The organism is Streptomyces sp. SID13031 (assembly GCF_010548305.1).
GTDB lineage: Bacteria > Actinomycetota > Actinomycetes > Propionibacteriales > Kribbellaceae > Kribbella.
In genome coordinates this window covers 169,773-193,705 of the sequence record NZ_JAAGLV010000008.1, presented here as the reverse complement: position 1 = coordinate 193,705, position 23,933 = coordinate 169,773, and the positions used below count along the sequence as shown (strand labels likewise).

Here is a 23,933-nt window from a genome sequence, read left to right as displayed (position 1 = left end):
GGGCACCGGACGATCGGTGCGGTCAGCTAGCGCCGGACCCCGGGATGTCTCTGCGCTCAGTTCGCGCCGGTGAGGCCGCGGGCTCGGAGGACTGAGCTCTCCAGGGGGCGGAAGACGAGTAGTTCGATTCCGACGCCGACGACGAAGATCAGCAGGATGCCGGCGAAGACCATCGAGATGTCGGACAGGGACATTCCGTCGTGCAGGTACTGACCGAGGCCCACGCCCAGGTCGGGCGAGGTGGCGATCAGTTCGGCTGCCATCAGCGAGCGCCAGGAGAACGCCCAGCCCTGCTTCAGCCCGCCCAGGAAGCCGGGCAACGCGGCCGGCAGCAGGACGTACCGGATGCCGCTGAGCCGACTCGCGCCAAGTGCCTTGCCGACGCGCGGCAGGATCGGTGGTACCTGGTCGAGGCCGGAGACCAGGCCGTTGGCGATCGACGGTACGGCGCCGAGTAGCACGACCCAGTAGATCGCCTGGTCGTTAAGCCCGAACCACAGGATCGCGGCCGGGACCCAAGCCACCGATGGCAGGCTCTGCAACCCGGACACCAGCGGGCCGATCCCGCGCCGGACGACGCTGAAGTTCGCGATCGCCAGCCCGAGCGGTACGGCGATCACCAGCGAGATCGCGAACCCGATCACCGCGCGGTGCACCGACACCCAGAACAGCTCGACGATCTTCCCCGAGGTCACCAGTTGCCAGATCTGCGCCCAGACATCGGCCGGCGCAGGCAGCTTGAACTCGGGCCAGAACGCCGCCGCCCACAGCACCTGCCAGATGACCACGAAGAGCACGATCGCCGCGATCGGCGGCCACACCTTCGTCAGCGTCCGCCGGAGCAGACTCCCGTCAGGCGCGTTGACCGGAGTGTCGAGCGCGTCCAGGCCGGCCTCGACCGACCCGGGCTCCAAAGCGGCAGAACGATCCTGTACGCCGGTGTCAGGCTGCGGCATGACTGCTGATCACCTTCCGCAGCGCACCGTTGATCTCGTCGACAGCGCCCGTCTCTCCCGCACCGGACAGCCCGTCGACGTCCCACTCGCGCACGACCCGCCCGGGCCGCGACGACAGCAGTACTACCCGCTGCCCGAGCCGCACCGCCTCCCGCACGTCATGCGTGACGAACAAGATCGCAGTACCGGTCGCGCGCCAGATTCGCAGCAACTCGCCCTGCAGCACGTCCCGCGTGATCGCATCCAGCGCAGAGAACGGCTCATCCATCAACAGCAACGACGGCTTACCCGAAGCCGAGCCAGCCCCAGAGCCAGACTCAGTGTTGTCAGTAGTCGAGGCCAGCGCCCGCGCCAGAGCGACCCGCTGCCGCATACCGCCCGACAGCTCGTGCGGCCGCTTGTCGCCCAGCCCGCCCAGCCGCACCAACTCCAGCAGCTCAGCAGCCTTCGCCCGACGAGCGGCCTTCGACACTCCAGCCAGCCGCAGTGGCAGCTCCACGTTGCCCGCAGCAGTCAGCCACGGCATCAGCGCAGCCTCCTGGAACACCACCGCAGGCCGCGACGAGCTCAGCTCGATCCGCCCGCTGGTCGGCTTGTCCAGCCCCGCAACGAGGTTGAGCAGCGTCGTCTTGCCACAGCCGGACGCACCGAGCAGGCAAACGAACTCACCGGCCGCCACATCCAGGTTGACGCCTTCGAGCGCGACCACCGACTTGCGGCCCTGCCCGAACGCCTTCCCGACCTGGTGAAACCGCACCGGCCGTACTGCGTTGCTCGTGGCCGTCGCGCTGGCTTCGGCTGTCGCAGTCATCGTCTGCCTCCTCGTTGCGGAACCGTCGTACCTGTAGGCACTTCGGGGGAGCTACTTCTTGTCGAGGCCGGCTGCGTCAACCGTGGGCTTTCCGGCCTTGGTCAGTACTTCGTTCAGCGGGCCGAGGTCGGCGAAACCGGAGACGCTGGGAGCCGTCTTGGCGATGCCGGCGGTGACCTGGTCCTTGGCCAGCTGCGGGAACTGCGCGGCGATCGGATCGGCGGTCGCCTCGATCGTGCTGAAGGCGCGGTCGATCACGGCCGGCTTGAGCGCCTTGCCGGTCAGGTCGAGCAGCTGCTTGTTGACCTCGGTCTTGGCCGCGGTCTTGTCCGCGTTGATGCTGTCGATCGACGCGACCAGCCCGGTGAGCAGCTGCTTGACCGACTCCGGGTGCTCCTGCAGGAACTGGGTCCGGACGATCAGCACGGTGGTCGGGAACTTGCCGTCCGGCCAGAGCGAGGCCTCGTCGAGCAGCACCTTCGCGCCGGCGTCGAGGACGAGTCGCGACGACCAGGGCTCGGGCAGCCAGGCGGCGTCCACGTCACCCTTCTTGAAGGCGTCCAGCGTCTGCGCGTTCTCCAGGTTGGTGACCTTGACCGTCTTGGTCAGGTTCTTCTCGGCCAGCCACTTCTTCAGCGACACGTCCTGGGTGTTGCCCAGCTGCGGCGTGACGACGGTCTTGCCGGCCAGGTCCTCCGGCTTGGTGATCGTCGACCTGACGACCAGCTGCGCGCCGCCGGACGTCGTACCGGCGATCAGCCGGACGGCCTCCCCGTTGGACTTCGCGTAGGCGTTGATGGCCGGGCCGGAGCCGATGAAGGAGGCATCCAGCGAGCCGCCGAGCAGCGCGCCGACCGCCTCCGGGCCGGCGTTGAACTTGGTCGGCACCAGCTTCGTGCTGCCCAGCTCCTTGGTGAACAGACCCTTGCCGAGGCCGACCAGCGCGGCGGCGTGCGTGACGTTCGGGAAGTAGCCGAGCCGCAGCTCGGTCGCCGGGCCCTTGTCGGCCGAGGCAGCCGGCGCTGCGTCATCCTCGGCGCGCGAGCAACCAGCAGCGACGGCGATCAATGACAAGACAGCGGCCGAGGCGGCCAGAACACGGGCAGGACGGAAGCTCGTGATGCTCACAGGGATGACCTTCAGGTGTGCGGGCGACCCATAAAGATCGCGGGCGGGAATTTCAGAGCGGCTGGACAGCAAACAGCTGGTCGGACCGGATCCGGTCAGGACCTGCACTGAGAGGTGGCGCCGAAGGTCAACAGGTTGCGGAGGCGACGCGGAGCAGGTCGACATGCCGACGGCGCGTGAGCGTGTCGGCTGGCCGGTTGGCGGTGACCTGCATGCACACCATGAAAGCGGACAAAGTCCATCAACGGGCTCTGGTTTCGGTATATGAGACGACAAATCACGATCTGAGACATTTCAAGCGATTGACCCCGGCACCGATCAAAACCGCCCGCTGCTACGAACCACCCCCAAGCGCGTCCTGAACTTGTTCAGAACTTATGCAACGGGAAAGGCTTTCGTATGAGCGGCGACCGTCCGACCGCCGCGGTGCTGGGCTCCGGAGTCTCCGGCCTGACCGCGGCCCACGTGCTGAACCAGACCCATGACGTGACCGTCTTCGAGGCGGCCGACCGGCCGGGCGGGCACGCCCACACCCATGACGTGACGGACTCCGCCGGCAACCCGCTGCGGATCGACACCGGCTTCATCGTGCACAACGAGCGCACCTACCCGAATCTGCTCCGCCTCTTCGCCGAGCTGGGCATCGACACCCAGCCGACCGAGATGAGCATGAGCGTGCACTGCGACGGCTGCGGTCTCGAGTACGCCGGCGGCCGCGGCGCCCGCTCGCTGTTCAGCCAGCCCCGGCGCATCGCCGATCCGCGATTCCTGCGGATGCTGGCGGAAGTACCGCGCTTCCACCGTGAGGCCCGCCAGGTGCTCGACACCGGCGACGACCGGCTGACCTGGGGCGGCTTCCTCCGCACTCGGGGCTTCACCCAGTACTTCGTCCGCCACTTCGCGTTGCCACTGGTCGCGTGCGTCTGGTCGTCCGGCTCAGCCGACGCGGAGCGCTACCCCGCGCAGTACCTGTTCCGTTTCCTCGACTACCACGGCATGCTCACGGTGACCGGCTCGCCGCAATGGCGAACAGTCACCGGCGGCTCCCGGACCTACGTCGACGCAGTGCTCGACAACATCGCCGATGTCCGCACCTCAACGCCCGTACGCGCGGTACTACGCCACGACGACGCCGTCGAGGTGATCACCGACCGGTCCGAGGAGTTCGACAAGGTCGTCGTCGCCACGCACGCCGACACCGCCCTGGACCTCCTCGGCGATGCAGCGCCCGAGGAGAAGACCCTGCTCGGCGCCTTCGACTACTCCGTCAACCCGACCTGGCTGCACACCGACACCGCAGTACTGCCGCAGGCCAGCAGTGCGCGCTCCTCCTGGAACTACCGCATGCGCAGCTGCGAGACCCCCGAGCCGCAGGTGCTCGTCAGCTACTGGATGAACCGCCTGCAGGACCTGCAGAGCCCCGACGAACACCTGGTCACCCTCAACCCGCACGGCTCGGTAGACCCCACCAAAGTGACCGCACAGATGACCTACGCCCACCCGATCTTCACCCCGGAGTCAGTAGCCGCAGCACCCGTACTACGAACCGCCGGCGGCCCGCGACTCGCATTCGCCGGAGCACACCTCGGCTGGGGCTTCCACGAGGACGGCTGCCGCTCCGGAGTCGAGGCAGCCGAGAGACTGGGCGCTACGTGGTGAACCACCAAAGGCAGACGCAGAGGCAGCAGCCGGCCGTGGCGACTCTCCCGCAGTTGCCCGCCATCGTGTCCGGGCACGTGAGCCACTCACGCCGAATGCCCCTACGCCACCGGTTCCGCTACCGCACGTACCAGTGGCTCGTGGACGTCAACCACCTCCCCCGCCGGCGTTTCTCGGCCAAGGACCACCTCGGCCTGGGCCCATCCCTGCGCGACAACATCGCCACCTTCACAGCAGCCCACGGCATTCAGCTCCGGCCGGATGATCGCGTACTGATGCTGGCGAACGCCAGGAGCTTCCTCGGCTTCGTGTTCGACCCCCTCAGCGTCTTCTGGTGTCTCACCTCCGCCGGCGAGCTGCGCTGCGTAGTACTGGAGATCCACAACACCTACGGCGAGCGCCACGCGCAGCTGGCCAGACCTGACGCCGCCGGTCGCTTCACGCTCGGCAAGGAGTTCTACGTCTCGCCCTTCTTCACAGTGGACGGCCGGTACGACGTCACGCTGCGCCTGGACGCCGAGCGGGTCTCGGTCGCGATCGACCTCGTCCAGCAGGAGCGTCGGGTGTTCTCCGCCGCCTTCACCGGGAAACCACGCATTGCCAGCCGACTGACAGTGCTGAGAGCGGCCTTGCTCACACCTTTCATCACCTATCAGATTTGGGCGCTGATCCGAATGCATGGTGTCTGGCTCAGGCTTCGCCGCTTACCGGTGATCCACCGCGAGCCCCACATCCCACCGGAGGGAGTCCGATGAGTTCTCTGCGCCTCGTCGACGCCGAGCACTGGCCGCGCGTCGCGCGTACGCCATACAGCCCGGTACGGGCCGCCGCCGCCCGGCTGATCTTGCGGAGAGCGGTCCGCGATCTCCCGCTCGTCGTCCTGCTGCCCGGTGGTGGCCGCGTCGGCGCCGGCTGTGCGGGTGCACCCGTGATGGAGATCGTTGCCGAGAGCTTCTTCCACCGGATCGGCGCGGATCTCAAGATCGGCTTCGGCGAGGCGTACATGGCCGGTGACTGGCGCGCGGGCGAAGGCACTGACCTGGCCGAGCTGCTCACCGTCTTCGCACGAGAACTCACCGATCTCGTACCACCGGCACTGCAACGGTTCCGCAAGCTGATCGAGCAGCGGATGCCGTCGTCCGAGGACAACGACCGCGAAGGCGCGCGCTCCAACATCGCCCGGCACTACGACCTGTCCAACGAGCTCTTCGCCACGTTCCTGGACGAGACCATGAGTTATTCATCGGCTTGGTTCGAGACGCAGGACGAAGACCTGGCGACAGCGCAACGCCGCAAGATCGACGGCGTCCTCGACTATGCCGGAGTCGGCGAAGGCACCCGGGTGCTGGAGATCGGTACCGGCTGGGGACAGCTCGCGATCCAGGCAGCCGAACGCGGCGCGACCGTCACGTCGGTGACGCTGTCGGCCGAGCAACGCGACCTGGCCCGGAAGCGGATCGCCGAGGCCGGTGTCAACGCGGAGGTCGAGCTGCGCGACTACCGCGACGTGCGCGGCCAGTACGACGCGGTGGTCAGCGTCGAGATGATCGAAGCCGTCGGCGCGCAGTACTGGCCGGCGTACTTCGCGACGATCGACCGGCTGCTGGCACCCGGCGGACGGTTCGCGCTGCAGTCGATCACCATGCCGCACGACCGGTTGCTCGCCACCAGGCACGCCCAGGGCTGGATCCACCAGTACATCTTCCCCGGCGGCCTGATCCCTTCGCTGACCGCGATCGAGCAGATCGCGGGCGCGGCGGGCGGGCTCGAGATCGCTCATCGCCGCGACCTCGGGCCCGCCTACGCCCACACGCTGCGGCTGTGGCGGGACCGGTTCACCGATCGCGCCGCCGAGGTCGCGAACCTTGGCTTCGACGCCGTCTTCCGGCGGATGTGGGAGTTCTACCTGGCGTACTCCGAGGCCGGTTTCCGCGCCGGGTACCTGGGCGTTTCCCAACTGGCTCTGGTGCGGAAGGACCTGACCGGGGCGGTGGAGTGGAGGTCAGAATGAGCAGAGCTATGGATGTCGCCGGCCGCAGGATCTGGGTCGTCGGCGCCTCCTCGGGCATCGGCGCCGCACTGGCTCGGGAGCTGTGCCGCCGCGGCGCGCACGTCGCGATCTCCGCACGCCGGGCCGACGCCTTGCAAGCGGTCGCCGGCGAGTGGATGACGGCCGTTCCGTGCGACATCACCGATGCTGACGACGTCCGGCAGGCGGCCGATGTCGTCGCGGCCGAGCTCGGCGGGATCGACATCGCTGTCCTGAGCGCCGGCTACTGGAAGCAGATGGGCAGCGACTTCGACGTCGAGTCGATCAACCAGCATCTCAAGGTGAACGTCGGCGGGATGGCGAACTGCCTCGGCGAGCTGATCCCCCGGATGAATGTGCAGGGCGCCGGAGTGATCGTCGGCATCTCGTCGGTCGCGGGCTACCGCGGGCTGCCCGGGTCGGAGGCGTACGGCGCGTCGAAGGCCGCGCAGATCAACCTGCTAGAAGCCCTGCGCGTCCGGCTCCGCCCTGACGGTATCGACGTCATCACTGTCTGTCCCGGTTTCGTCAAGACGGAGATGACCGAGCAGAACACCTTCCCGATGCCGTTCATGGTCTCCGCCGAACAGGCCGGCCGGGCGATCGCGGACGGCATCGAGAAGCAGTCCGCGCGGATCGTCTTCCCGTGGCAGATGTCACTCCTGATGCGGGTTGCCAAGCTGGTTCCCGACCGGCTGTGGGCGATCGCTCTCACGCCTCGGTCCTGAACTGTCCAGATCAGGACACGGCTGTTGCTCAGGACTTGGGCGGGTGCATACGGTCCTCCGGGACCTTCCCGCCTTGTGAGGAGCTCGCGTGATGCCTGTTGCCCCGGACAGCTGGACCCCTGGTGGACCGTTGACCGCGGACAAGCTCACCACCGAGTACGCCGACCGCCCGCTCGGTACGGACGCCAACCGACCCCGGCTGGGGTGGATCGCGACCGCGCCGGGCTATGGCGCGACCCAATCGGCGTACCAGCTGCTGGTGGCCTCGAGCCCTGACCTGCTGACGCCCGAGACGGCCGATGTGTGGGACACCGGGCAGGTCTCCTCGGCGAAGAGCTTCGGGATCGCGTACGACGGGCCGGTACTGACGCCGCGGACTCGCTATCACTGGGCTGTCCGGTTGTGGGACGGGCTGGAGCGAGTCGGTCGCTGGAGCCCGGCGAGCTGGTTCGAGACCGGGCTGCTCGGCGAGGGATTCGGCGACGCGCGATGGATCGGTGCTCGCGACTCCGAAGTACGGGACGAGGACGTTCCGGCGCCACTGCTGCGGCGTGCTTTCACGCTGGCTGGAGGTGTCGAGCGGGCGCGGCTGTATGCGAGCGGGCTCGCCTACCAGGAGCTGCGGATCAACGGGCAGCGCGTCGGCGACTCGGTGCTCGATCCCGGGTTCACCGACTACGAGGACACCGTGCTGTCGGTCGCGTACGACGTGACGGCGCTGCTGCAGTCCGGTGACAACGTGCTCGGCGCCGAACTCGGGCGCGGCTTCTTCGGGCTGTCGACCCCGAACGTGTGGCGTTGGCACCAGACACCGTGGACCGCCGAGCCGCGGCTGCTCGCCCGGCTGGTGATCGAGCACGCCGATGGCACCGCGACCGAGATCGTCACCGACGATGCATGGCGAGTGACCGATGGGCCGACTCGCTCCGACTCGCTGTTCTCCGGCGAGACCTACGACGCTCGACTGCACCCGGCCGGCTGGGATGCGGCCGGCTTTGACGACTCCAGTTGGACCAGGGCGCTCGTCGTTCAGGCTCCGCGTGGTCAGGTACGCGCGCAGGAGCACGAGCCGATCCGGGTGATCGAGGACGTCGCGCCGGTGGCCTTCACCCAGCCGAAGCCCGGCGTGTGGATCGCCGACTTCGGGCGAACGACGGCGGGCTGGACGAAACTGCAGGTGACCGCACCGGCCGGTACGACGATCAGCCTCACGCACGGTGAGAGGTTGCTTGCCGACGGCACCGTCTTCGCCGAGAACCCGCATGTCCGGAAGGATCGTTTCCAGCGCGACGAATACCTTGCCTCAGGCAACGGTATCGAGGAGTGGGAGCCGCGCTTCTCGTACAAGGGTTTCCGCTACGTCCAGCTCGAAGGCTTCCCGGGCGAGCCGACGCGCAGCTCGGTGACGATGCGGGTGGTGCACTCCGATGTCGCGGAGATCAGCCGGTTCAGCGCGAGCCAGCCGCTGTACGAGCAGATCGACCAGGCGATGCGGCGGACCGTGCTGAACAACCTGCACGGCATCCCGACCGACACCCCGAAGATGGAGAAGAACGGCTGGACCGGCGACGCCCAGGTCGGCGCCCCGACGATGGCCGGCACCCTCGGCATGGCCCGCTTCTTCACCAAGTGGCTCGGCGATCTGCGCGACAGCCAAGACCTGGACGGCAGGTTGCCGGTGATTGCGCCGACCGGCGACTGGGGCTACACCGAGCTCTCCCCCGCCACCGAATGGTCGACGGTCTACCCGTTTATCCTGCGCGAGATGCACCGCTGGTACGGCGACGAGCGGCTGCTCGCCGACCACTGGGACGCAGTACTGCGGTATCTCGACTACGAACTCGATCGGGTCGAGGACGGGTTGTCGCTGAGCGTCCTCGGCGACTGGATCCCGCCGGGCTACCCCGACGGCCCGCCACCGGAGGACCGCCGCCTGACCGGTACGGCGTACCTGTATCGCGCCGTACTCGCGGTCGCCGAGATCGCCGAGATCCTTGGCCGGCCGGCCCAGGTCGATCGGCTGCGCAAAGCCGCGGGCGAGCTGGCCGACGGGCTGAATCGCGCGTTCCTGGATCGCTCCGCGGGGCTCTATCGGACGGCCTCGGATCCGGACTACCGGCAGACGTCGAACGCGCTGCCGCTAGCCTTCGGATTAGTTCCGGAGGAGTCGGTATCCGCGGTGGTGGCCAACCTCGTGGCCGACATTGAGGCGCGCGGCTTCCACCTCAACACGGGATGCCTCGGGGTCGGCGTACTGCTGCCGGTGCTGAGCGCACACGGCCATGCCGACGTGGCCGCGAAGGTCGCGTTGCAGCGGTCGTATCCCAGCTGGGGTTACTGGTTCGACAACGGGGCCGACACGATGTGGGAGATGTGGGAGACCGATACCCGGTCGCGCAACCACTACTTCCAGGGCACGGTCGCACAGTGGCTGTTGGAGAACGTGGCCGGGTTGCGCAACGTCGCCAACGGGTGGGAACGCATCCTGGTCCGGCCGGATGGGCGCTCCCAGGTGGATTCGGCTTCGCTGCGGACCGACACCGTTCGCGGGCGGGTCTCGGTGGCTTGGCGGCGAGTTGGGCGGGTGTTCCAGCTCGAAGTACAGGTGCCTGTCGGTACGACTGCCGAAGTACACGTGCCTGCTGAGGCGGCCAGCGATGTGACGGTCATTCCGGCGCCCTATGCCGACGAGCCGGTGCAGCGGGACGGGTACTGCGTCTTCACCGTGCCGTCAGGTCACTGGAACTTCACGTCGCGGACTTCGTGAACATCAGGTCGCGACAGTGACGGCCCTCGGCGTGCGCGCGTGACTCGAACTTGGTGACCGGCCGCCAGTCGGGTCGCGGTGCCCAGCCCTCGTATTCGTTGGTCAGCAGCGGCTCAGCCGCACAGATCGAGAGCATGTCGTCCGCGTAGTCCTGCCAGTCCGTTGCCAGATGCAACCTTCCGCCCGGCTGCAGGCGGGTGGCGAGCAGCTTGACGAACGGCGCTGTGATCAGCCGCCGCTTGTGGTGCCGCTTCTTCGGCCACGGATCCGGAAAGAACACCCGCACTCCGGCGAGCGTGTCCGGCCGCACATGGTCGCGCAGAAAATCGAGCGCGTCCCCATGCAGCAACCGCACGTTGTCGAGCTCGTACTTCTCCACCCACAACATCAACTGCCCGAGCCCGGCCGGGTAGACCTCCGCCGCCAGGTGGTTGACCTCAGGCGCCTGCCGAGCAAGCTGCGACGTCCCTTCCCCCATCCCGGACCCGATCTCCAGGACAACAGGCGCCTCCCGCCCGAACCAGCCGGCCAGATCAACCTCGCCAGCCGGCAGTTCCTCCAGCTTGCGCCCCAACTGAGGCCAGTTGGTCTCCCAGACCCGCTGCTGCCCAACCGTCATCCGGACACTCCGCCGGATGTAGCTGGACACCCCCGCCTGCCTGACCTGATCCACCGTCTCCACCCGCCAATCCTAGGCTCGCGTCCCGAACGACAGGACATAGCACCTGTCCCCAGGCATCCCCCGGCCCGCCTGAGCGCGGAATCCCGAGCCGATCGGCACTATGTCCTGTCGCTCGGGACATCCCCATCGCTGTACCACCTGGCTCCGCGCTCTCCTCTGAAAGGTGGTCAGTCGCCCCAGAAGAGGCGGTCGACGACGTTGCGGGCCTGGCGGGTTCGGCGGAGGTAGTCGTCGGAGAAGCGGCTGGTTTCGCCGGCGTTGTAGCCGCAGATCTGGGCTACGGCGGCGAGGTCGCGCGGGTCGCGTGGGAGGGAGTCGCTCGGGCGGGCCCGGACGAGCATGATCGCGTTGCGGATCCGGGTGGCCATTTCCCAGGCGCGGCTCAGGACGTCGGCATCCGGGGCGTCCACCAGGCCGACGTCGACCGCGGCGCGGAGGGCGCCCAGCGTGCGGGTGGTCCGGAGGCCCTCGATCCGGTGGGCGTAGCGCATCTGCAGGAGCTGGACGGTCCACTCGATGTCGGCCAGTCCCCCGCGGCCGAGCTTGGTGTGGGTCGCGGGGTCGGCGCCGCGCGGCAGGCGTTCGGCATCGACGCGCGCCTTGATCCGGCGGATCTCCATCACGTCGCGCTCGGAGATCCCGCCCACCGGGTATCGCAGCGGGTCGATCAGCTCACGGAACCCCTTGCACAGTTCGGAATCGCCACACAGCGGATCGGCGCGCAGCAACGCCTGCGCCTCCCACACGGCCGACCAGCGTGCGTAGTACGTGGCATAAGAAGCGAGTGTGCGAACCAACGGCCCCTGCCGGCCCTCCGGTCGCAGGTCGGCGTCGATCGCCACCGCGGGATCAGCACCGGGCAGCGCCAGCAACCGCCGCAACTCGGTCGCAGCCTGGGTGGCGAAGTCCGTCGCCGCCTTCTCCGATGCCCCCGGCAACGGATCGTGCACGAACATCACGTCGGCATCGCTGCCATAGCTCAACTCGTGGCCACCGAACCGCCCCATCGCGACGATCGACATCCGCGTCGGCTCCGGCTCGCCCTTCGCCACGGTCCGCCGGGCAACCTCGAGCGCAGCCGTCAGGGTCGCCACCGACACCGTCGTGAGCGCCTCCCCCACCGCCTCGACCTCGAGCAACCCGGACAAATCCGACGCCGCGACCCGGAACAGCTCCCGCCGCCGCGCCCCACGAATCGCCGCGACAGCCGCCGCCGGCTCATCCTGACGCCGCCCAGCAGCAGACATCTCGATCAGCAGCGACTCCTGCGCCCGCGGAGCCAGCTCGCGCTCATCCGCGAGCATCGCCGTCGCCTCAGGCGCCCGCTGCAACAGATCCACGGCGTACCGCCCACTGGCGAGCAAGTGCGCGAGCCGCTCGGCCGACGCCCCCTCGTCGCGCAACTGACGCAAGTACCAAGGAGTCGACCCAAGCGCATCGGAGATCGTCCGGAAAGCCAGCAACCCGGCGTCGGGATCAGGCGACTCGGCAAACCACCCGAGCATCGCCGGCAGCAACGCCCGCTGGATCGACGACCGTCGCGAAACTCCCTCCGACAACGCCTCGATGTGCCGCAGGGCCGAGGCCGGATCGGCGTACCCGAGCGCAGTCAGCCGTTGCCTGGCGGCCTCCGGCGTGAGCCGCACCTCGCCACCGGGGATCCGCGCGACCGCAGCCAGCAGCGGCCGGTAGAAGAGCTTCTCGTGCAGCCGTCGTACTTCGAGCCCGTGCTTCTTCCAAGCCGACATCAGATCGTCGATCGGGTTCTTCGTGAACCCCAGCGACCGCCCGAGCCGGCGCAGGTCGTCGTCATCGTCCGGAACCTGATGCGTACGCCGCAACCGGTACAGCTGGATCCGATGCTCCATCGACCGCAGGAACCGGTAAGCATCAGCCAGTACTGCGCCGTCGGTCCGCCCCACATATCCCGAGCCGGTCAGCTGCTCGAGCGCGACCAGCGTCGTCCCGCTCCGCACCGACTCGTCGCTGCGCCCATGCACCAACTGCAGCAGCTGTACTGCGAACTCCACGTCCCGCAAGCCACCGGGACCGAGTTTCAACTGCCGATCCGCGTCGGCCGCGGGGATGTGGTCGACCACCCGCCGCCGCATCGCCTGGACGTCGCCGACGAAGCCTTCGCGATCGGCCGCCGACCACACCAGCTCGCGCGTCTTCTCGGCGTACTCCCGGCCGAGCTCCGCATCGCCGGCCACCGGCCGCGCCTTCAGCAGCGCCTGGAATTCCCACGTCTTCGCCCAGCGTTGGTAGTACGCGAGGTGACTGTCGACCGTGCGCACCAGCGGACCCGCCTTGCCCTCCGGACGGAGCGCCGCGTCGACCGGCCACAGTGTGCCCTCGGCCGTGTGCGCCGAGCAGATGCGCATGGTTGCCGAGGCCAGCGCGGTCGCAGTCTTCAGCGCCCGCGCCTCGGCCTCGCTTTCCAGCGGCTCGGCCACGAACAGCACGTCCACGTCGCTCACATAGTTCAGCTCACGCCCGCCACACTTGCCCATGGCAACAATCGCGAGCCGGCAGTCGGCCGCCTTCGGGTGGGCCTTGAAATAGTCGTTGCGCGCGATCCGCAACGCCGTCTCCAACGCACCACCGGCAAGATCGGCCAGTACTGCGGCTGTCTCGTCGACGAGCAGCCCTTCGGCCAGATCCCTCGATGCCAGCCGTAAGAGCAACCGCCGGTACTCCACCCGCAACGCGTCCACCGGGTTGTCGGCATCGACAGCGGTCGCGAGGCAGGCGGCGACGTCGTCGGGCGTCGGCCGGGCCGCCGCCAGCGCCGGATCGGCCAGGTCGTACCAGTGCCTTGGATGCACACTCAAGTGCCGCCCGAACGCCTCGCTCGCGCCGAGCACGAAGACCAGCCGGCGACGGAAGTCCCCGTCCATGTCGAGGGTGCGCGCGAAGGCGGCGAGATCGAAGCCGTTGGCGTGCAACGACTCGGCCATCCCGAGCAGACCGGTCAGTGCGAGATCGGGATCGGCCGACTCCGACAGCGACGCGATCAGCTGATCGCTCGCCATCGGGCTGTGCTCGTCCGGCGCGCTCAGCGCATCCAGCGCGTCCAGCTCGTCGAGCATCCGCCCGGCCCGCGCCGAATCCGCGAACCCGGCCCGCGCCAACCGTCCCGCCCCAGAACCCCTCCGTACCTCCGCCACGAGAGCCAGCCTAGTGGTGGGCCTCTTCCTCCATGTCGGCCGTCGTGTTGAGGGTGTCGAGCAGGTCGCGCAAAACCTGTACTTCCTGCCTGAGCACTTAAAGCAACTTCACAGCAGATCTCGGGCGGCGCGCGACCGGATTGCGGTGCGATTGCGGTCAACACACGGAGTGGCTTGGCATATTCGCGCTGTAGTCGGCATGATGGCTCGTTATGGTCATGATGACGGGGTCGCTCGCTGTTCGGGGCACGGTGGTCTGGTTGACGCCCCAGCAGGGTGGGCGAGTGTCCGGGCCGCCCGAGCCGGACTACGACTACGACTACACGGCAACCGCCTACCTCCCACCGAGGTCGGCCGAAGACGGGCAGGCAGGGCTGTCGCTCCGCCGCTTCGCACCGGGTGCCTGGCGCACCCCGGCGGAAGGCATCCTGGTCCCCCCGAAGGGCCACCGGGCCCAGCAGGTGATCCCCGGCAACATCGTGGTGATCACCGAAGGCGTCCGCCCGGTCGGTCTGCTCACGGTGGAAGAGGTCCATATCCTCGCCCCGGACGGCACCGCCGTCGTCGAGCCCGCCCCACAGGCCGACATCACCGGCCTGACAGCGGTACGACCGGCAGACGCCGACGCGCCGTACCGCCACTCCACCGCAACCGCTCGATGGAGCGCGCACGAACGCGCCGGCTAACCCCGCCCTCCTCGCCTACGTCCGAAGAACTGACGTTGACGTCCCTCCGGTTCTTCGGACGTAAACGTTCTACTCGGCGGGGATTGCGTTCAGTACTGCGAATTTGTCGGCCGCGCCTGCGTTGGAGGCGGCCACGACCTTGCGGGTGATGGTGTGGGTGCCGCCTGCGGGGATGTCCAGCTTGAACTTGCTCATCGTGAAGTTGCTCTGTGAGTAGCCCACGAAGGGGCCGCTCGCGGCGCTGTAGATCAACCCGTAGGTCTCGTTGTCCGGACTCGTGCCGGACTGGGCGATCCAACGATTCGCGGTGGGACTCTGGCTGAACGGGCCGCCGCTGGTGACGGGCGGGAAGCCCGAGACGGCCGAGCGGGAGCCGGGGCCGTCGTGGTCAATGGCGTCGCCGGCCCAGACCGAGAGGGCGGCGGGTGAGTCGTTGGTGAAGGTTGTCGCCGCGGTGATGAACTGGTCGTCCGGAGTCGCCGTGTAGGTGGTGACGATCTTCAGACCTGGGTGCTCGGTCGAGGTCCCGGTCACCCGCACGACTGCCCTGGAACCGGTGTTCTCGACGATCTGTACGTCGTTCGAGCGCGTCTGGAGCTGCTGCCACGCGTTGCCACCGAGCGGTTCGGCGGTGCTCACATAGGGCAGGTTGATCCAGTCGAGCTGGTCCGGCTGACCGGTGATCGCCAGGTCCAGCACCTTGCCGGTGGTGGACAGGTTCAGCTGCGGATCGTTGTAGGCCTTCGCGATCGCCATCGCCAGGTGCTTGTTCTCGATCACGATGTCACCCGGCCCACCTTCGACCAGGCCGCTCGGCAGCCGCTTGCCGATGCTCGCGTCGACGGTCACCGGCGAGACCTCGAGGTTCACCTCGACCGCTCCCCCGGCACCGACCTCGATCTCCCGCGCCGCGGTGCCGTAGCCCAGCTGCGCAACCTGGATCGTGTACTTCCCCGGCCCCTGCGGCAATGCGAGCCGGTAGTTGCCATCAGCATCGGTCGTGCTGGCGCCGATCGACGAGCCGGCACGCACCACGCTGACAGTCGTGTTGGCCGCCGGCGCACCGGTCGCCTTCTGAGTCACCTTGCCCGTCACAACCGGCCAGCGCGCAGCCGTAGTACCGCCCGGGGTGAAGGCGTAGAGGTTGCCGTCGAACGCTCCGACGACCACCGTATTGCCGCTGACCGCAGGACCGGCCGACACCCAGGTACCGATGTTCTGCTGCCACAACGGCTGACCCGTACCGGCGTCGAGTGCATAGAACCCACCACTGTTGGCACCGACGAACAGTGTGGAACCCGCTAGCGCCGGCGAGGTGAACGACCCACCCCGGTACGTCGAACCAGGCAGCAACTGATCCCAGATGACAGCACCCGTCGTCGCGTTGAGAGCAGTCACCGCCCCACTCGGGAAGGACATGTAGACCGTGTTGCCCTTGATCGCCGCAGCAGCCGGAGTCGCCCCGCTGCTGACCAGCGACGGGTGCGAGCTCGTGTAGCTCCACACCACGGCCCCGGTCGCGCCATCACGCGCCACGATGCCGTTGTTCGACCCGATGAACACCTTGCCGTTGGCCGCCGACGGGATGCCGTCCTGCCAACCACCCAAGGTGTCCGTGCCGGTCCACAGCTTCTTGCCGGTCGCCAGGTCGTAGGCGATCACGATGCTGCCGTCCTGGTTCCCGACGTACACGCGACCGTCGGCGACCGCCGGCGTACCGTCGCTCATCGTGTTGCCTGCCATCGGCGAAGCCCAGATCCGCTCGCCGGTCTTGGCGTCCAGCGCGACCACGATGCCGGCCGCGCCCTCGCCGAAGCGGGTCTGGTACGGGAAGAGAACCTTGCCATCAGCAACCGTTACGCCGTAGTACCCGTAGGTGCGCTGATTGTTCCCCTCCGGCGCCGGTCCCGGGTCGTTGCGCCACTTCAGCGCGCCGGTCTTGGCGTCCAGAGCGAACAGCACGCCACGCAACGTCGGCACGTAGACGAGCCCGTCGGCGACGGCAATGCTTCCGTGCACCGACGACGGCACCGTGTACGTCCACAGCACCTGCCCAGTGGCCTGCGACACCGCATGGACCGCGCTGTTGCCCTCACCGTTCTCGTCCCGCGTCCCGGCGTACACGACGCCGTCGACGATCGCCGGCGAGCCGGTCAGGAAGGTGCCCTTGGTCCGGTACGACCAGGCGAGCCGCTGACCCGCCTCGATCGCGTCCGTCGCGACACCCGCGTGCGCGGCGTCACCGTGATGCTGCGACCAGTCGGCGCCCGCGACGGGCACGATCGCCTTGTCCGCGGTGAAAGTGAAGTTCGAGGTCGCGGTCCACCGAGCACCGTCCTCGTCCTCGACCTCGACCTCGACCGAATGCGGCCCGATCGGCTTCTTCAGGCCCGCCGGCAACGCGGCGTACCAGGTGAACTCGCCCGTCGATCGCAGATCCGACCAGTGCCCGCGGTCAACCCGGTACCGCGCGCTGACGGGCGCGTCGGTGGTGTCGTAGGCGTTCACCTGGATGCCCGGGAACTTGTCCAGCGGTACGGCGGTACCGGGTGCCGGGCTCACGATCGTGAGGTCCTTCTCCGCGCCGTAGATCCGGAACGGGTTGTCGAAGGTCTTGTTGTCCAGGTTGATGAACCGGAACCCGCGCGGCGAGTTGTCGATCGTGTACGAGCTCGACACCGTCTGGATGTGCTTCGCGGTACCGGCGAAGTCGCTCTTCGGCTCGACATCGTTGGAGTGCTCGTGGCCGACCAGGATCAGCTCGGCGCCGTACTGCTCCAGCACCTTGCCGTACTCGTCGTAGACCGACGGCGACCCGAACGGCACGTTCATCGGCTGGTGGGTCAGCACGACGAGGTGCTTGCCCTTCTTCACGTTCTGGGCAAGGTCGGCCTTGACCCATTCGAGCTGCTCGGCGAAGGGCGCCGCGCCGTTGTTCTCCAGCACCAGGAAGTGCCGGTCGCTGTAGTCGAAGGAGTACCACTCCGGGCCGACGTGCTTGCGATAGTTGTCGATCCGGTCCGCGTACGTCGCGCCGGCGGCGTACTCGTGGTTGCCGACGGCCGGCCAGACCGGCACCTTCGAGTTGGCCGTACTCGCCTTGTAGTAGTTGAACTCCGCGTCGGTCGCGCTGTTCGTCAGGTCGCCGCTGACCTGGATGAACGCCAGGTCCTGGCGGGTCGAGTTGATCTCGGTGATCTGCTCGGGCAGCTGCGCGTTGACATGCGGGTCGGCGACGTTGCCGAAGGTGAAGCCACCCGAAGCCGACGCCTTGTCCTTGCGCAGCCCGAAGTCGACCGCCTTCGCCGAACCGGCGGCCAGCGCGCCGAGGTTGCGGTAGAACTTCGGCTGCATGGTGTCGTCGGTACCGACCGAGTAGCCGGCCGGCTGGGTGATGAAGACCAGGTCGGTACTACGCCGCCCGATATCGGAGTCGAAGGAGTAGTGCCCGGCCGCATCGGTGAGCACGGTCTTCTGACCGTCCGACACGCTGACGCCGGCCAGACCCTTCTCGCGGTTGTCGATCCGGCCGTCGTTGTCCTCGTCGTCGAAGACGGTGCCGGAGATGGTGGCGCTGGGACCGTCGACCGCATCGGCGAGGACGCCGGTGAGCGGCACCCCGACGACCAGCACGGCCAGGCCGGCCGTCGCGCCGTACAGAATCTTGTGCCACTTGCCTAGGCGGGGCTTGTGGGGAGTCATGACAAGAAGAACCTTTCTACGAACCAGAAGAGCCCGAAGGCGGCGACGACCCCGGTCGCCGCGCGTTGCGCCGGTACCGCGTAACCGCTCTTGCGGACCAGCAGAAGCAGCGGGAAGACCGCGACCAGCAAGATCGCCTGGCCGGTCTCGATCCCGACGTTGAAGCTGAGCAACGAGACCAGCAGATCCCCGCTGACCGCATCGGTGATCCGCAGCGAACCGGCGAAGCCGAGTCCGTGCAGAAGACCGAATCCGAAGACCACCGGCAGGCGGTGGCGGGTGGCGCCGAGCAGATTCTCCAGCGCCACGAAGGCGATCGACAGCGCGATCAGCGGCTCGACGACGATCGCGGGCACGGCGATCCCGCCGAGCAGGGTGGAGATCAGCGTGACGCTGTGCGCGAGCGTGAAGGTCGAGGTGACCTGGAGCAGGCTCTTGAAACTCTGCGCGCCGATGATCAGCGCGATCACGAAAAGAACGTGGTCGAGGCCGAGCAGGATGTGCTTCACGCCCATCCGGCCGAACTGCAGGCTCGACGTCATCATCGAGTCGTCGCCGATGGTGAAGTCGTGATGGCTGCGGTCGAAGACGGTCCGGCCGGTACGGTCGCCGAAGTGGTACTCGACCAGGTTGGTGTGGTCGTCGGCGACGGCGTCGGAGTCCTGGAACACCTTGTAGAGCAGGTGGAACGAGCCGGTCGAGCCCGGGCAGGAGAAGGTCAGCGCGAGATCGGCGTACGGCTTGGTGGCCCGGGTCGCGATCGACGTACCGGCCAGCTCGGGTTCACAGGCGGCGCCGTCGAGCGAGACGACCAGTCGCTCGTCGAGGTACTCCGCGAGCCTCGGCCGGGCTGCCTCCAGGGCGTCCTCGCGGCCGGCGTCGTCCTCGGTCGGCGCACCGAGATCGACCGCGCGCGCCAGTACGGCGTACTCGAGGCTGAGCAGGTAGTTCACCCGCGAGCCGTCCTGGCTGACTGTCGAGTAGCCCGTCGAGGCGATCACGTGCGCATCGGCCGTGGTCACCCCACAGCCGAACAGGAACATCACCAGTCCGGAGAACACCAGCCATCGCCGCATGAGACGACATCTCACGCGGCCCGGACGGCCATTAGGTGTCGCCGCAGGAAACTATTTACCGCCCTAGCGCGGCGAGTAGTAACTATCTGCGATCGGATCGCAGATAGCCACTACTCCAGAGCGCCGGCGCGGTTACAGAACCGGCAGCAGCTTGTTCAGCTCGAACGGGGTGACCTGCTTGCGGTAGTCCTGCCACTCGACCCGCTTGTTGCGCAGGAAGAAGTCGAAGACGTGCTCACCGAGCGTCTCGGCGACGAGTTCACTGTCCTCCATCACCGAGATGGCTTCGGCCAGGCTGCTCGGCAGCGGCTTGATACCGAGTGCCTTGCGCTCGCGGCTGGTCAGCGACCAGACGTCCTCTTCGACCTCGCGAGGCAGCTCGTACCCCTCTTCGATGCCCTTCAGCCCGGCCGCGAGCATCAGCGCGAACGCCAGGTACGGGTTCGCCGCCGAATCCAGCGACCGGAACTCGACCCGCGAGGACTGGCCCTTGTGCGGCTTGTACATCGGCACCCGGACCAGCGCGGAGCGGTTGTTGTGGCCCCACGAGATGAACGAGGGCGCCTCGTCGCCGACGGCGAGCCGCTTGTACGAGTTCACCCACTGGTTCGTCACCGCGGTGATCTCGGCCGCGTGCTGCAGCAGCCCGGCGATGAACGCGCGTCCGGTCTTGGACAGCCCGTACTGCGCGCCGCCCTCGAAGAACGCGTTCCGGTCGCCCTCGAACAGCGACATGTGGGTGTGCATGCCCGAGCCCGGGTGCTCGCTCAGCGGCTTCGGCATGAAGGAGGCGTAGATGCCCTGCGAGAGCGCGACCTCCTTCACCACCACCCGGAAGGTCATGATGTTGTCGGCGGTGCTCAGCGCGTCGGCGTACCGCAGGTCGATCTCCTGCTGGCCCGGTCCACCCTCGTGGTGGCTGAACTCGACCGAGATCCCCATCGACTCGAGCATCGTGATCGCCTCGCGGCGGAAGTCGTTGCCGATGCCCTGCGGGGTGTGGTCGAAGTAGCCGGACGAGTCGACCGGTACGGGGTACGTCCCGGGCGCGCCGGTCAGCGACTTGAACAGGTAGAACTCGATCTCGGGGTGGGTGTAGAAGGTGAAGCCGAGGTCGGCCGCCTTCGACAGGGTCCGCTTCAGCACATGCCGCGGGTCGGCGAAGGAGGCCGAGCCGTCGGGCATGTTGATATCGCAGAACATCCGCGCGGTGCCCATCGTCTCGCCCCGCCAGGGCAGGATCTGGAACGTCGACGGGTCCGGCTTGGCCAGCATGTCCGCCTCGGTCACCCGGGCGAAGCCCTCGATCGCCGAGCCGTCGAACCCGATCCCCTCGGCAAAGGCGCCCTCCAGCTCGGCCGGTGCCACCGCCACCGACTTGAGGAACCCGAGCACATCGGTGAACCAGAGCCGCACGAAACGTACGTCGCGCTCCTCGAGCGCGCGCAGCACGAACTCCTGCTGCTTGTCCATCGGCGAGTCCACCTCTCCTGCTTCAAGCGTCTGATTGCAAGGCCTCACACAGTCTGCCTCGGGCGTGTTAAGCAGACGTTACGTGTTCGAGGAGACATCGTGCGCATTCAGCCTCGCAGTAGGTTGGTGCCGTGCCCGACAGCATCCACGACAGGCCGATTCTGATCTTCGACGGCGACTGCGCCTTCTGTACGACGAGCGCGCGCTGGCTGCAGCGCCGGCTCGGCGGCGCGGTGCCGGTCGAGCCTTGGCAGTTCACCGACCTGCCGGCGTACGGGACGACGGCCGAGCGGGCGCAGTACGAGGTCTTGTGGGTGGATCAGGCGGGGACGATCCACGGCGGCGCGCAGGCGTTCGCCCGCTGGCTCATCCACAGCGGGAGCCTGTGGCGACCACTCGGAGTGATGATCACGCTCCCACCGATCCGCTGGGTCGCGGCGGGCGTCTACCGGCTGATCGCGAACAACCGGGAGAAGATGCCCGGCGGCACGCCAGCCTGCGCCCTCCCTCCCCATAAAGAGCCTTAAGGCCCTAGTCTCCTCTGGTGCAGACGATCTTCCAGGTGGCGCTGATCCTCGCTGCGATCCTCTGTGTCAGTGATCTGCTGCTCAGCACGGGCCGCTTCGTCCGATCGGTCCAACGCCGACGCCCGGCCGAGCTGGATGTGCTCGGGCGGCGCTGGCTACCGATCCCGGAGCTGGGCTTCGGCATGTTCGCGTTCTGCTGCCCCGGCCTCGTCACCCTCGGGCTGACGCACTCCGACGCCGGACTGCCGACCAAGCAGATCCTGCTCGCCGCCCTGATCTTCGGGTACGCCGGTGCGGTGCTGTCCCGCGTCGTCCGCACGCCGGGCCCGGGCGGGCGCCGGTTCCGGCTACGCGCCGGCCTGCTGCTTGGCCTGCCGGCCCTTTTCGGGCTCTTCTTCGGCCTCTCGGGCGTCGCTGTCTGACCCGCGCTCGGCCCGCTCCCCGGACCGGCGACTCTGGAACCACGGCACGATCCGCTCCAGCGGCGCGAACGCCAGCCAGCAGACGACGGTCGGCAGGAAGTGGATCAGCAGGATCGCCGTGTTCGCGACGTGGAAGCCGATGAAGAACAGCGCCCCCATCAGCTGCCAGCGACCCTTGAGCCAGAGGATCACCGGCGAGCAGAACTCCCCGATGATGCCGACCCACTGCATCACGTGCAGCATCCACGGGTAGTGCAGCAGCCACTCCCCGACCGGGTGCGGCCGGCGCACGATCGCCCAGGTCAGGATCGCGCTGCCCGGCCAGGCGAGCGTCCAGCCCGCGCCGCGCAGCTTGGCGATCGAGGACAGGAAGTACGTCGAGATGACGCCGAGCTGGATGCACCGGATCGCCCAGCCGGCGGCCTCGGACCGGGTCTGGTCGGCATACGGCGAGACCTCGCGGCGCCAGCTCCTGTTCCACCCCTTGGCCCTCGGGGCAACGGTGGGCATCACCCAGAGCGCGACGACGAGGGCGAGGTGGTCGTGGTCGACCTTGCCGTCGCTCATCCCGATCAGCACCCACCAGGTGAAGGCCGGCGCGACGATCCAGCCGGCCAGCCTGGGCAGCCGGTTGCTCGCACCGATCACGCAGAACACGAGCAGTACGACGTACAGGGTGGTCGTGTTGGCGACGGACGGCTTCGGGAGGTCGAGGAGCCGGGCCAGCAGGAGCGGCTGGTACAGGCCGGGGTGCTCGCCCTTGAGCCGGGTGTCGCGGACGAACGCGTGCATGTCGAGGATGACGAACAGATAGAGGATCGTCCGCAGCCACGCGATCCGGGCGAGAGCGATCTTGGGAGTGAACCAATCAACGACTTTGGTCACTTCCGCACCTGCCAGGTCGCCAGCACCTCGGGCACCGGATCGTTCTTGACCCGGCCGTCGACCAGCGTGGTGGTGTCACGGATCAGCTCGAGCTTCACGTACTTCGGTTTGCCGGGGTGTTTGCGCGCCCAGCCGTCGGCGACCGCCTGCAGCAGGGACGGGTCCTTCACGATCTCGCCGGTCCGCGCCTCGATCTCGGCCCGGGCGACGCCGGCGCCCTCGATGTTGAGCGGTACGTCGACCGTCGTACCGGCGTCGGTCTGCGCGCTGATCCGGGTGTAGGTGATCGACGCGTCGTCGGCGACCGATCCGGCGTACTGCGACATCGGCCCGAACGGCCAGGCATCGTCACTCGCGCGCACCGACCCGTTGATCAGCAGGCCGATCCCGACCAGTGCCACCACGACCCGAATGCTCTTGCCCAGTGTTCCCAGCCGGACATCCCCAGTCCGGACCGGTTGCTTCGTCACCACGCCCGCCATTACACACCCAAGCCGCTCACCCCTAACCGCCACCACCCCGCTCACCCCTACCCCCAGCCGACTCATCATCGGTCCCTTGTTTCACTCCGGCGACGGCCTACCTGCGCCGCAAGTAAGTCGTCGCCGGAGTGAAACAAGGGACCGATGATGAGTCGGTTAGGGGTAGGGCCAGGGATCAGGCCGGGGTGTCGGCTGGCGGCGGCAGCATCGGGTAGTCGGTCATTGGGTAGGCGCCGACTACGAAACCGTAGGTCGTGTCGCCGGAGCGTGGGAGTTTGTCGAACTCGTGGATCAACTCCTGGATCCGCTCCCAGAACTCCCCGATCCGTTCGTCCGGAACCCGCGCGTGCCGGATGAAGGAGCGCAGCTGGCCCGCGTCGTAGGCGGCGCCGGATTCCTTCGCCGCGACCTCGAAGTCGTTGAAGTCCAGCTCTCCGGTGGTCCGGCCGAGTCCGTAGTAGAACATCCGCGCGGCGCGGCCGTAGTACCGCTCCTCGATCGCCCGGACGCGGCGGGTCCGGACGACGCGCAGCAAGCCGGCGTCGGCGAGCACGTTGACGTGGTGCGCGACCGTGCTCTTCGGCCGCTTCACCGCGGCCGCCAGCTCGGTCACGGTCGCGGCCCGCTCGTGCAGGAGCTGCAGGATCGACGTTCGGAGCGGGTCGCTGATCGCCTTCACCTGCTCGGCGGTGGTGAGCTCGATGGTGTCCTCGAGCTCGTAGTCCGGGACCTGGGGGTTGATCGCCATGG

At 68.0% G+C, this 23,933-nt stretch carries 19 protein-coding genes; 8 read left to right on the top strand and 11 right to left on the bottom strand.

Annotation, left to right across the window (positions count from 1 at the left end):
- Positions 1–56: 56 nt before the first annotated feature.
- From G3I17_RS17945 to G3I17_RS17935, 3 genes are read right to left on the bottom strand one after another with little or no spacing between them, the layout of a single operon-like run.
- The gene (locus tag G3I17_RS17945) at positions 57–956 is read right to left on the bottom strand and encodes an ABC transporter permease (RefSeq protein WP_164597626.1); all 900 of its coding nucleotides are present in this window, start codon (positions 954–956) and stop codon (positions 57–59) included.
- Positions 943–1,767 (bottom strand): ABC transporter ATP-binding protein, encoded by an 825-nt coding sequence (locus G3I17_RS17940; RefSeq protein ID WP_164597624.1) that lies wholly within the window; start codon positions 1,765–1,767, stop codon positions 943–945. The genes G3I17_RS17945 and G3I17_RS17940 overlap by 14 nt, the downstream gene beginning before the upstream one ends.
- 51 nt (positions 1,768–1,818) lie before the next feature.
- A complete protein-coding gene (locus G3I17_RS17935; RefSeq protein WP_164597622.1) occupies positions 1,819–2,895 on the bottom strand; it encodes an ABC transporter substrate-binding protein in 1,077 nt (358 codons plus the stop codon).
- A 399-nt stretch (positions 2,896–3,294) separates the two neighbouring features.
- Between G3I17_RS17935 and G3I17_RS17930 the strand changes: the two genes are divergently transcribed.
- The 5 genes from G3I17_RS17930 (at position 3,295) to G3I17_RS17910 (ending at position 10,078) form a co-directional block, all read left to right on the top strand.
- Entirely contained in the window at positions 3,295–4,554 is a 1,260-nt protein-coding gene (locus G3I17_RS17930) for an FAD-dependent oxidoreductase (protein ID WP_164597620.1), read from the top strand.
- Between the two features lie 35 nt (positions 4,555–4,589).
- A complete protein-coding gene (locus G3I17_RS17925; protein ID WP_203590380.1) occupies positions 4,590–5,309 on the top strand; it encodes a DUF1365 domain-containing protein in 720 nt (239 codons plus the stop codon).
- Complete coding sequence (locus G3I17_RS17920; protein WP_164597618.1) at positions 5,306–6,565, top strand: cyclopropane-fatty-acyl-phospholipid synthase family protein; 1,260 nt, start codon at positions 5,306–5,308, stop codon at positions 6,563–6,565. Before G3I17_RS17925 ends, G3I17_RS17920 begins: the two co-directional genes overlap by 4 nt.
- A complete protein-coding gene (locus G3I17_RS17915; protein ID WP_164597616.1) occupies positions 6,562–7,311 on the top strand; it encodes an SDR family NAD(P)-dependent oxidoreductase in 750 nt (249 codons plus the stop codon). The genes G3I17_RS17920 and G3I17_RS17915 overlap by 4 nt, the downstream gene beginning before the upstream one ends.
- 91 nt (positions 7,312–7,402) lie before the next feature.
- Positions 7,403–10,078 (top strand): alpha-L-rhamnosidase, encoded by a 2,676-nt coding sequence (locus tag G3I17_RS17910; RefSeq protein ID WP_164597613.1) that lies wholly within the window; start codon positions 7,403–7,405, stop codon positions 10,076–10,078.
- Here G3I17_RS17910 and trmB read toward each other — a convergent pair.
- Both trmB and G3I17_RS17900 read right to left on the bottom strand, forming a co-directional pair.
- Positions 10,059–10,760, bottom strand: coding sequence for a tRNA (guanosine(46)-N7)-methyltransferase TrmB (gene trmB / locus G3I17_RS17905; RefSeq protein WP_164597611.1), 702 nt, complete (start codon positions 10,758–10,760; stop codon positions 10,059–10,061). The genes G3I17_RS17910 and trmB overlap by 20 nt on opposite strands.
- 167 nt (positions 10,761–10,927) lie before the next feature.
- Complete coding sequence (locus G3I17_RS17900; protein ID WP_164597609.1) at positions 10,928–13,930, bottom strand: bifunctional [glutamine synthetase] adenylyltransferase/[glutamine synthetase]-adenylyl-L-tyrosine phosphorylase; 3,003 nt, start codon at positions 13,928–13,930, stop codon at positions 10,928–10,930.
- Between the two features lie 212 nt (positions 13,931–14,142).
- Between G3I17_RS17900 and G3I17_RS17895 the strand changes: the two genes are divergently transcribed.
- Positions 14,143–14,616 (top strand): hypothetical protein, encoded by a 474-nt coding sequence (locus tag G3I17_RS17895; RefSeq protein ID WP_164597607.1) that lies wholly within the window; start codon positions 14,143–14,145, stop codon positions 14,614–14,616.
- Positions 14,617–14,685: 69 nt separating this feature from the next.
- On the opposite strand, the gene G3I17_RS17890 is transcribed toward G3I17_RS17895, so the two are convergent.
- From G3I17_RS17890 to G3I17_RS17880, 3 genes are all read right to left on the bottom strand, one after another.
- Positions 14,686–18,318: a PQQ-binding-like beta-propeller repeat protein gene (locus tag G3I17_RS17890; RefSeq protein ID WP_164597605.1), complete on the bottom strand. Its 3,633-nt coding sequence runs from the start codon at positions 18,316–18,318 to the stop codon at positions 14,686–14,688.
- Positions 18,315–19,394: a HupE/UreJ family protein gene (locus G3I17_RS17885; protein ID WP_164597603.1), complete on the bottom strand. Its 1,080-nt coding sequence runs from the start codon at positions 19,392–19,394 to the stop codon at positions 18,315–18,317. Before G3I17_RS17885 ends, G3I17_RS17890 begins: the two co-directional genes overlap by 4 nt.
- A 132-nt stretch (positions 19,395–19,526) precedes the next feature.
- On the bottom strand, positions 19,527–20,867 hold the full coding sequence (locus tag G3I17_RS17880; protein WP_164597601.1) for a glutamine synthetase family protein: 1,341 nt from the start codon (positions 20,865–20,867) through the stop codon (positions 19,527–19,529).
- Between the two features lie 131 nt (positions 20,868–20,998).
- Between G3I17_RS17880 and G3I17_RS17875 the strand changes: the two genes are divergently transcribed.
- Both G3I17_RS17875 and G3I17_RS17870 read left to right on the top strand, forming a co-directional pair.
- The gene (locus G3I17_RS17875) at positions 20,999–21,394 is read left to right on the top strand and encodes a DUF393 domain-containing protein (RefSeq protein WP_343238342.1); all 396 of its coding nucleotides are present in this window, start codon (positions 20,999–21,001) and stop codon (positions 21,392–21,394) included.
- Between the two features lie 17 nt (positions 21,395–21,411).
- A complete protein-coding gene (locus tag G3I17_RS17870; protein ID WP_164597599.1) occupies positions 21,412–21,816 on the top strand; it encodes a hypothetical protein in 405 nt (134 codons plus the stop codon).
- On the opposite strand, the gene G3I17_RS17865 is transcribed toward G3I17_RS17870, so the two are convergent.
- From G3I17_RS17865 to G3I17_RS17855, 3 genes are all read right to left on the bottom strand, one after another.
- Entirely contained in the window at positions 21,742–22,701 is a 960-nt protein-coding gene (locus G3I17_RS17865; RefSeq protein WP_203590379.1) for an HTTM domain-containing protein, read from the bottom strand. The two genes, G3I17_RS17870 and G3I17_RS17865, sit on opposite strands and share 75 nt — an antisense overlap.
- Positions 22,698–23,171 carry a hypothetical protein gene (locus G3I17_RS17860; RefSeq protein ID WP_203590378.1) on the bottom strand — a complete coding sequence of 158 codons (474 nt, stop codon included), beginning with the start codon at positions 23,169–23,171 and terminating at the stop codon, positions 22,698–22,700. Before G3I17_RS17860 ends, G3I17_RS17865 begins: the two co-directional genes overlap by 4 nt.
- A 187-nt stretch (positions 23,172–23,358) precedes the next feature.
- Positions 23,359–23,931: a winged helix-turn-helix domain-containing protein gene (locus G3I17_RS17855; protein ID WP_164597595.1), complete on the bottom strand. Its 573-nt coding sequence runs from the start codon at positions 23,929–23,931 to the stop codon at positions 23,359–23,361.
- Positions 23,932–23,933 lie beyond the last annotated feature (2 nt).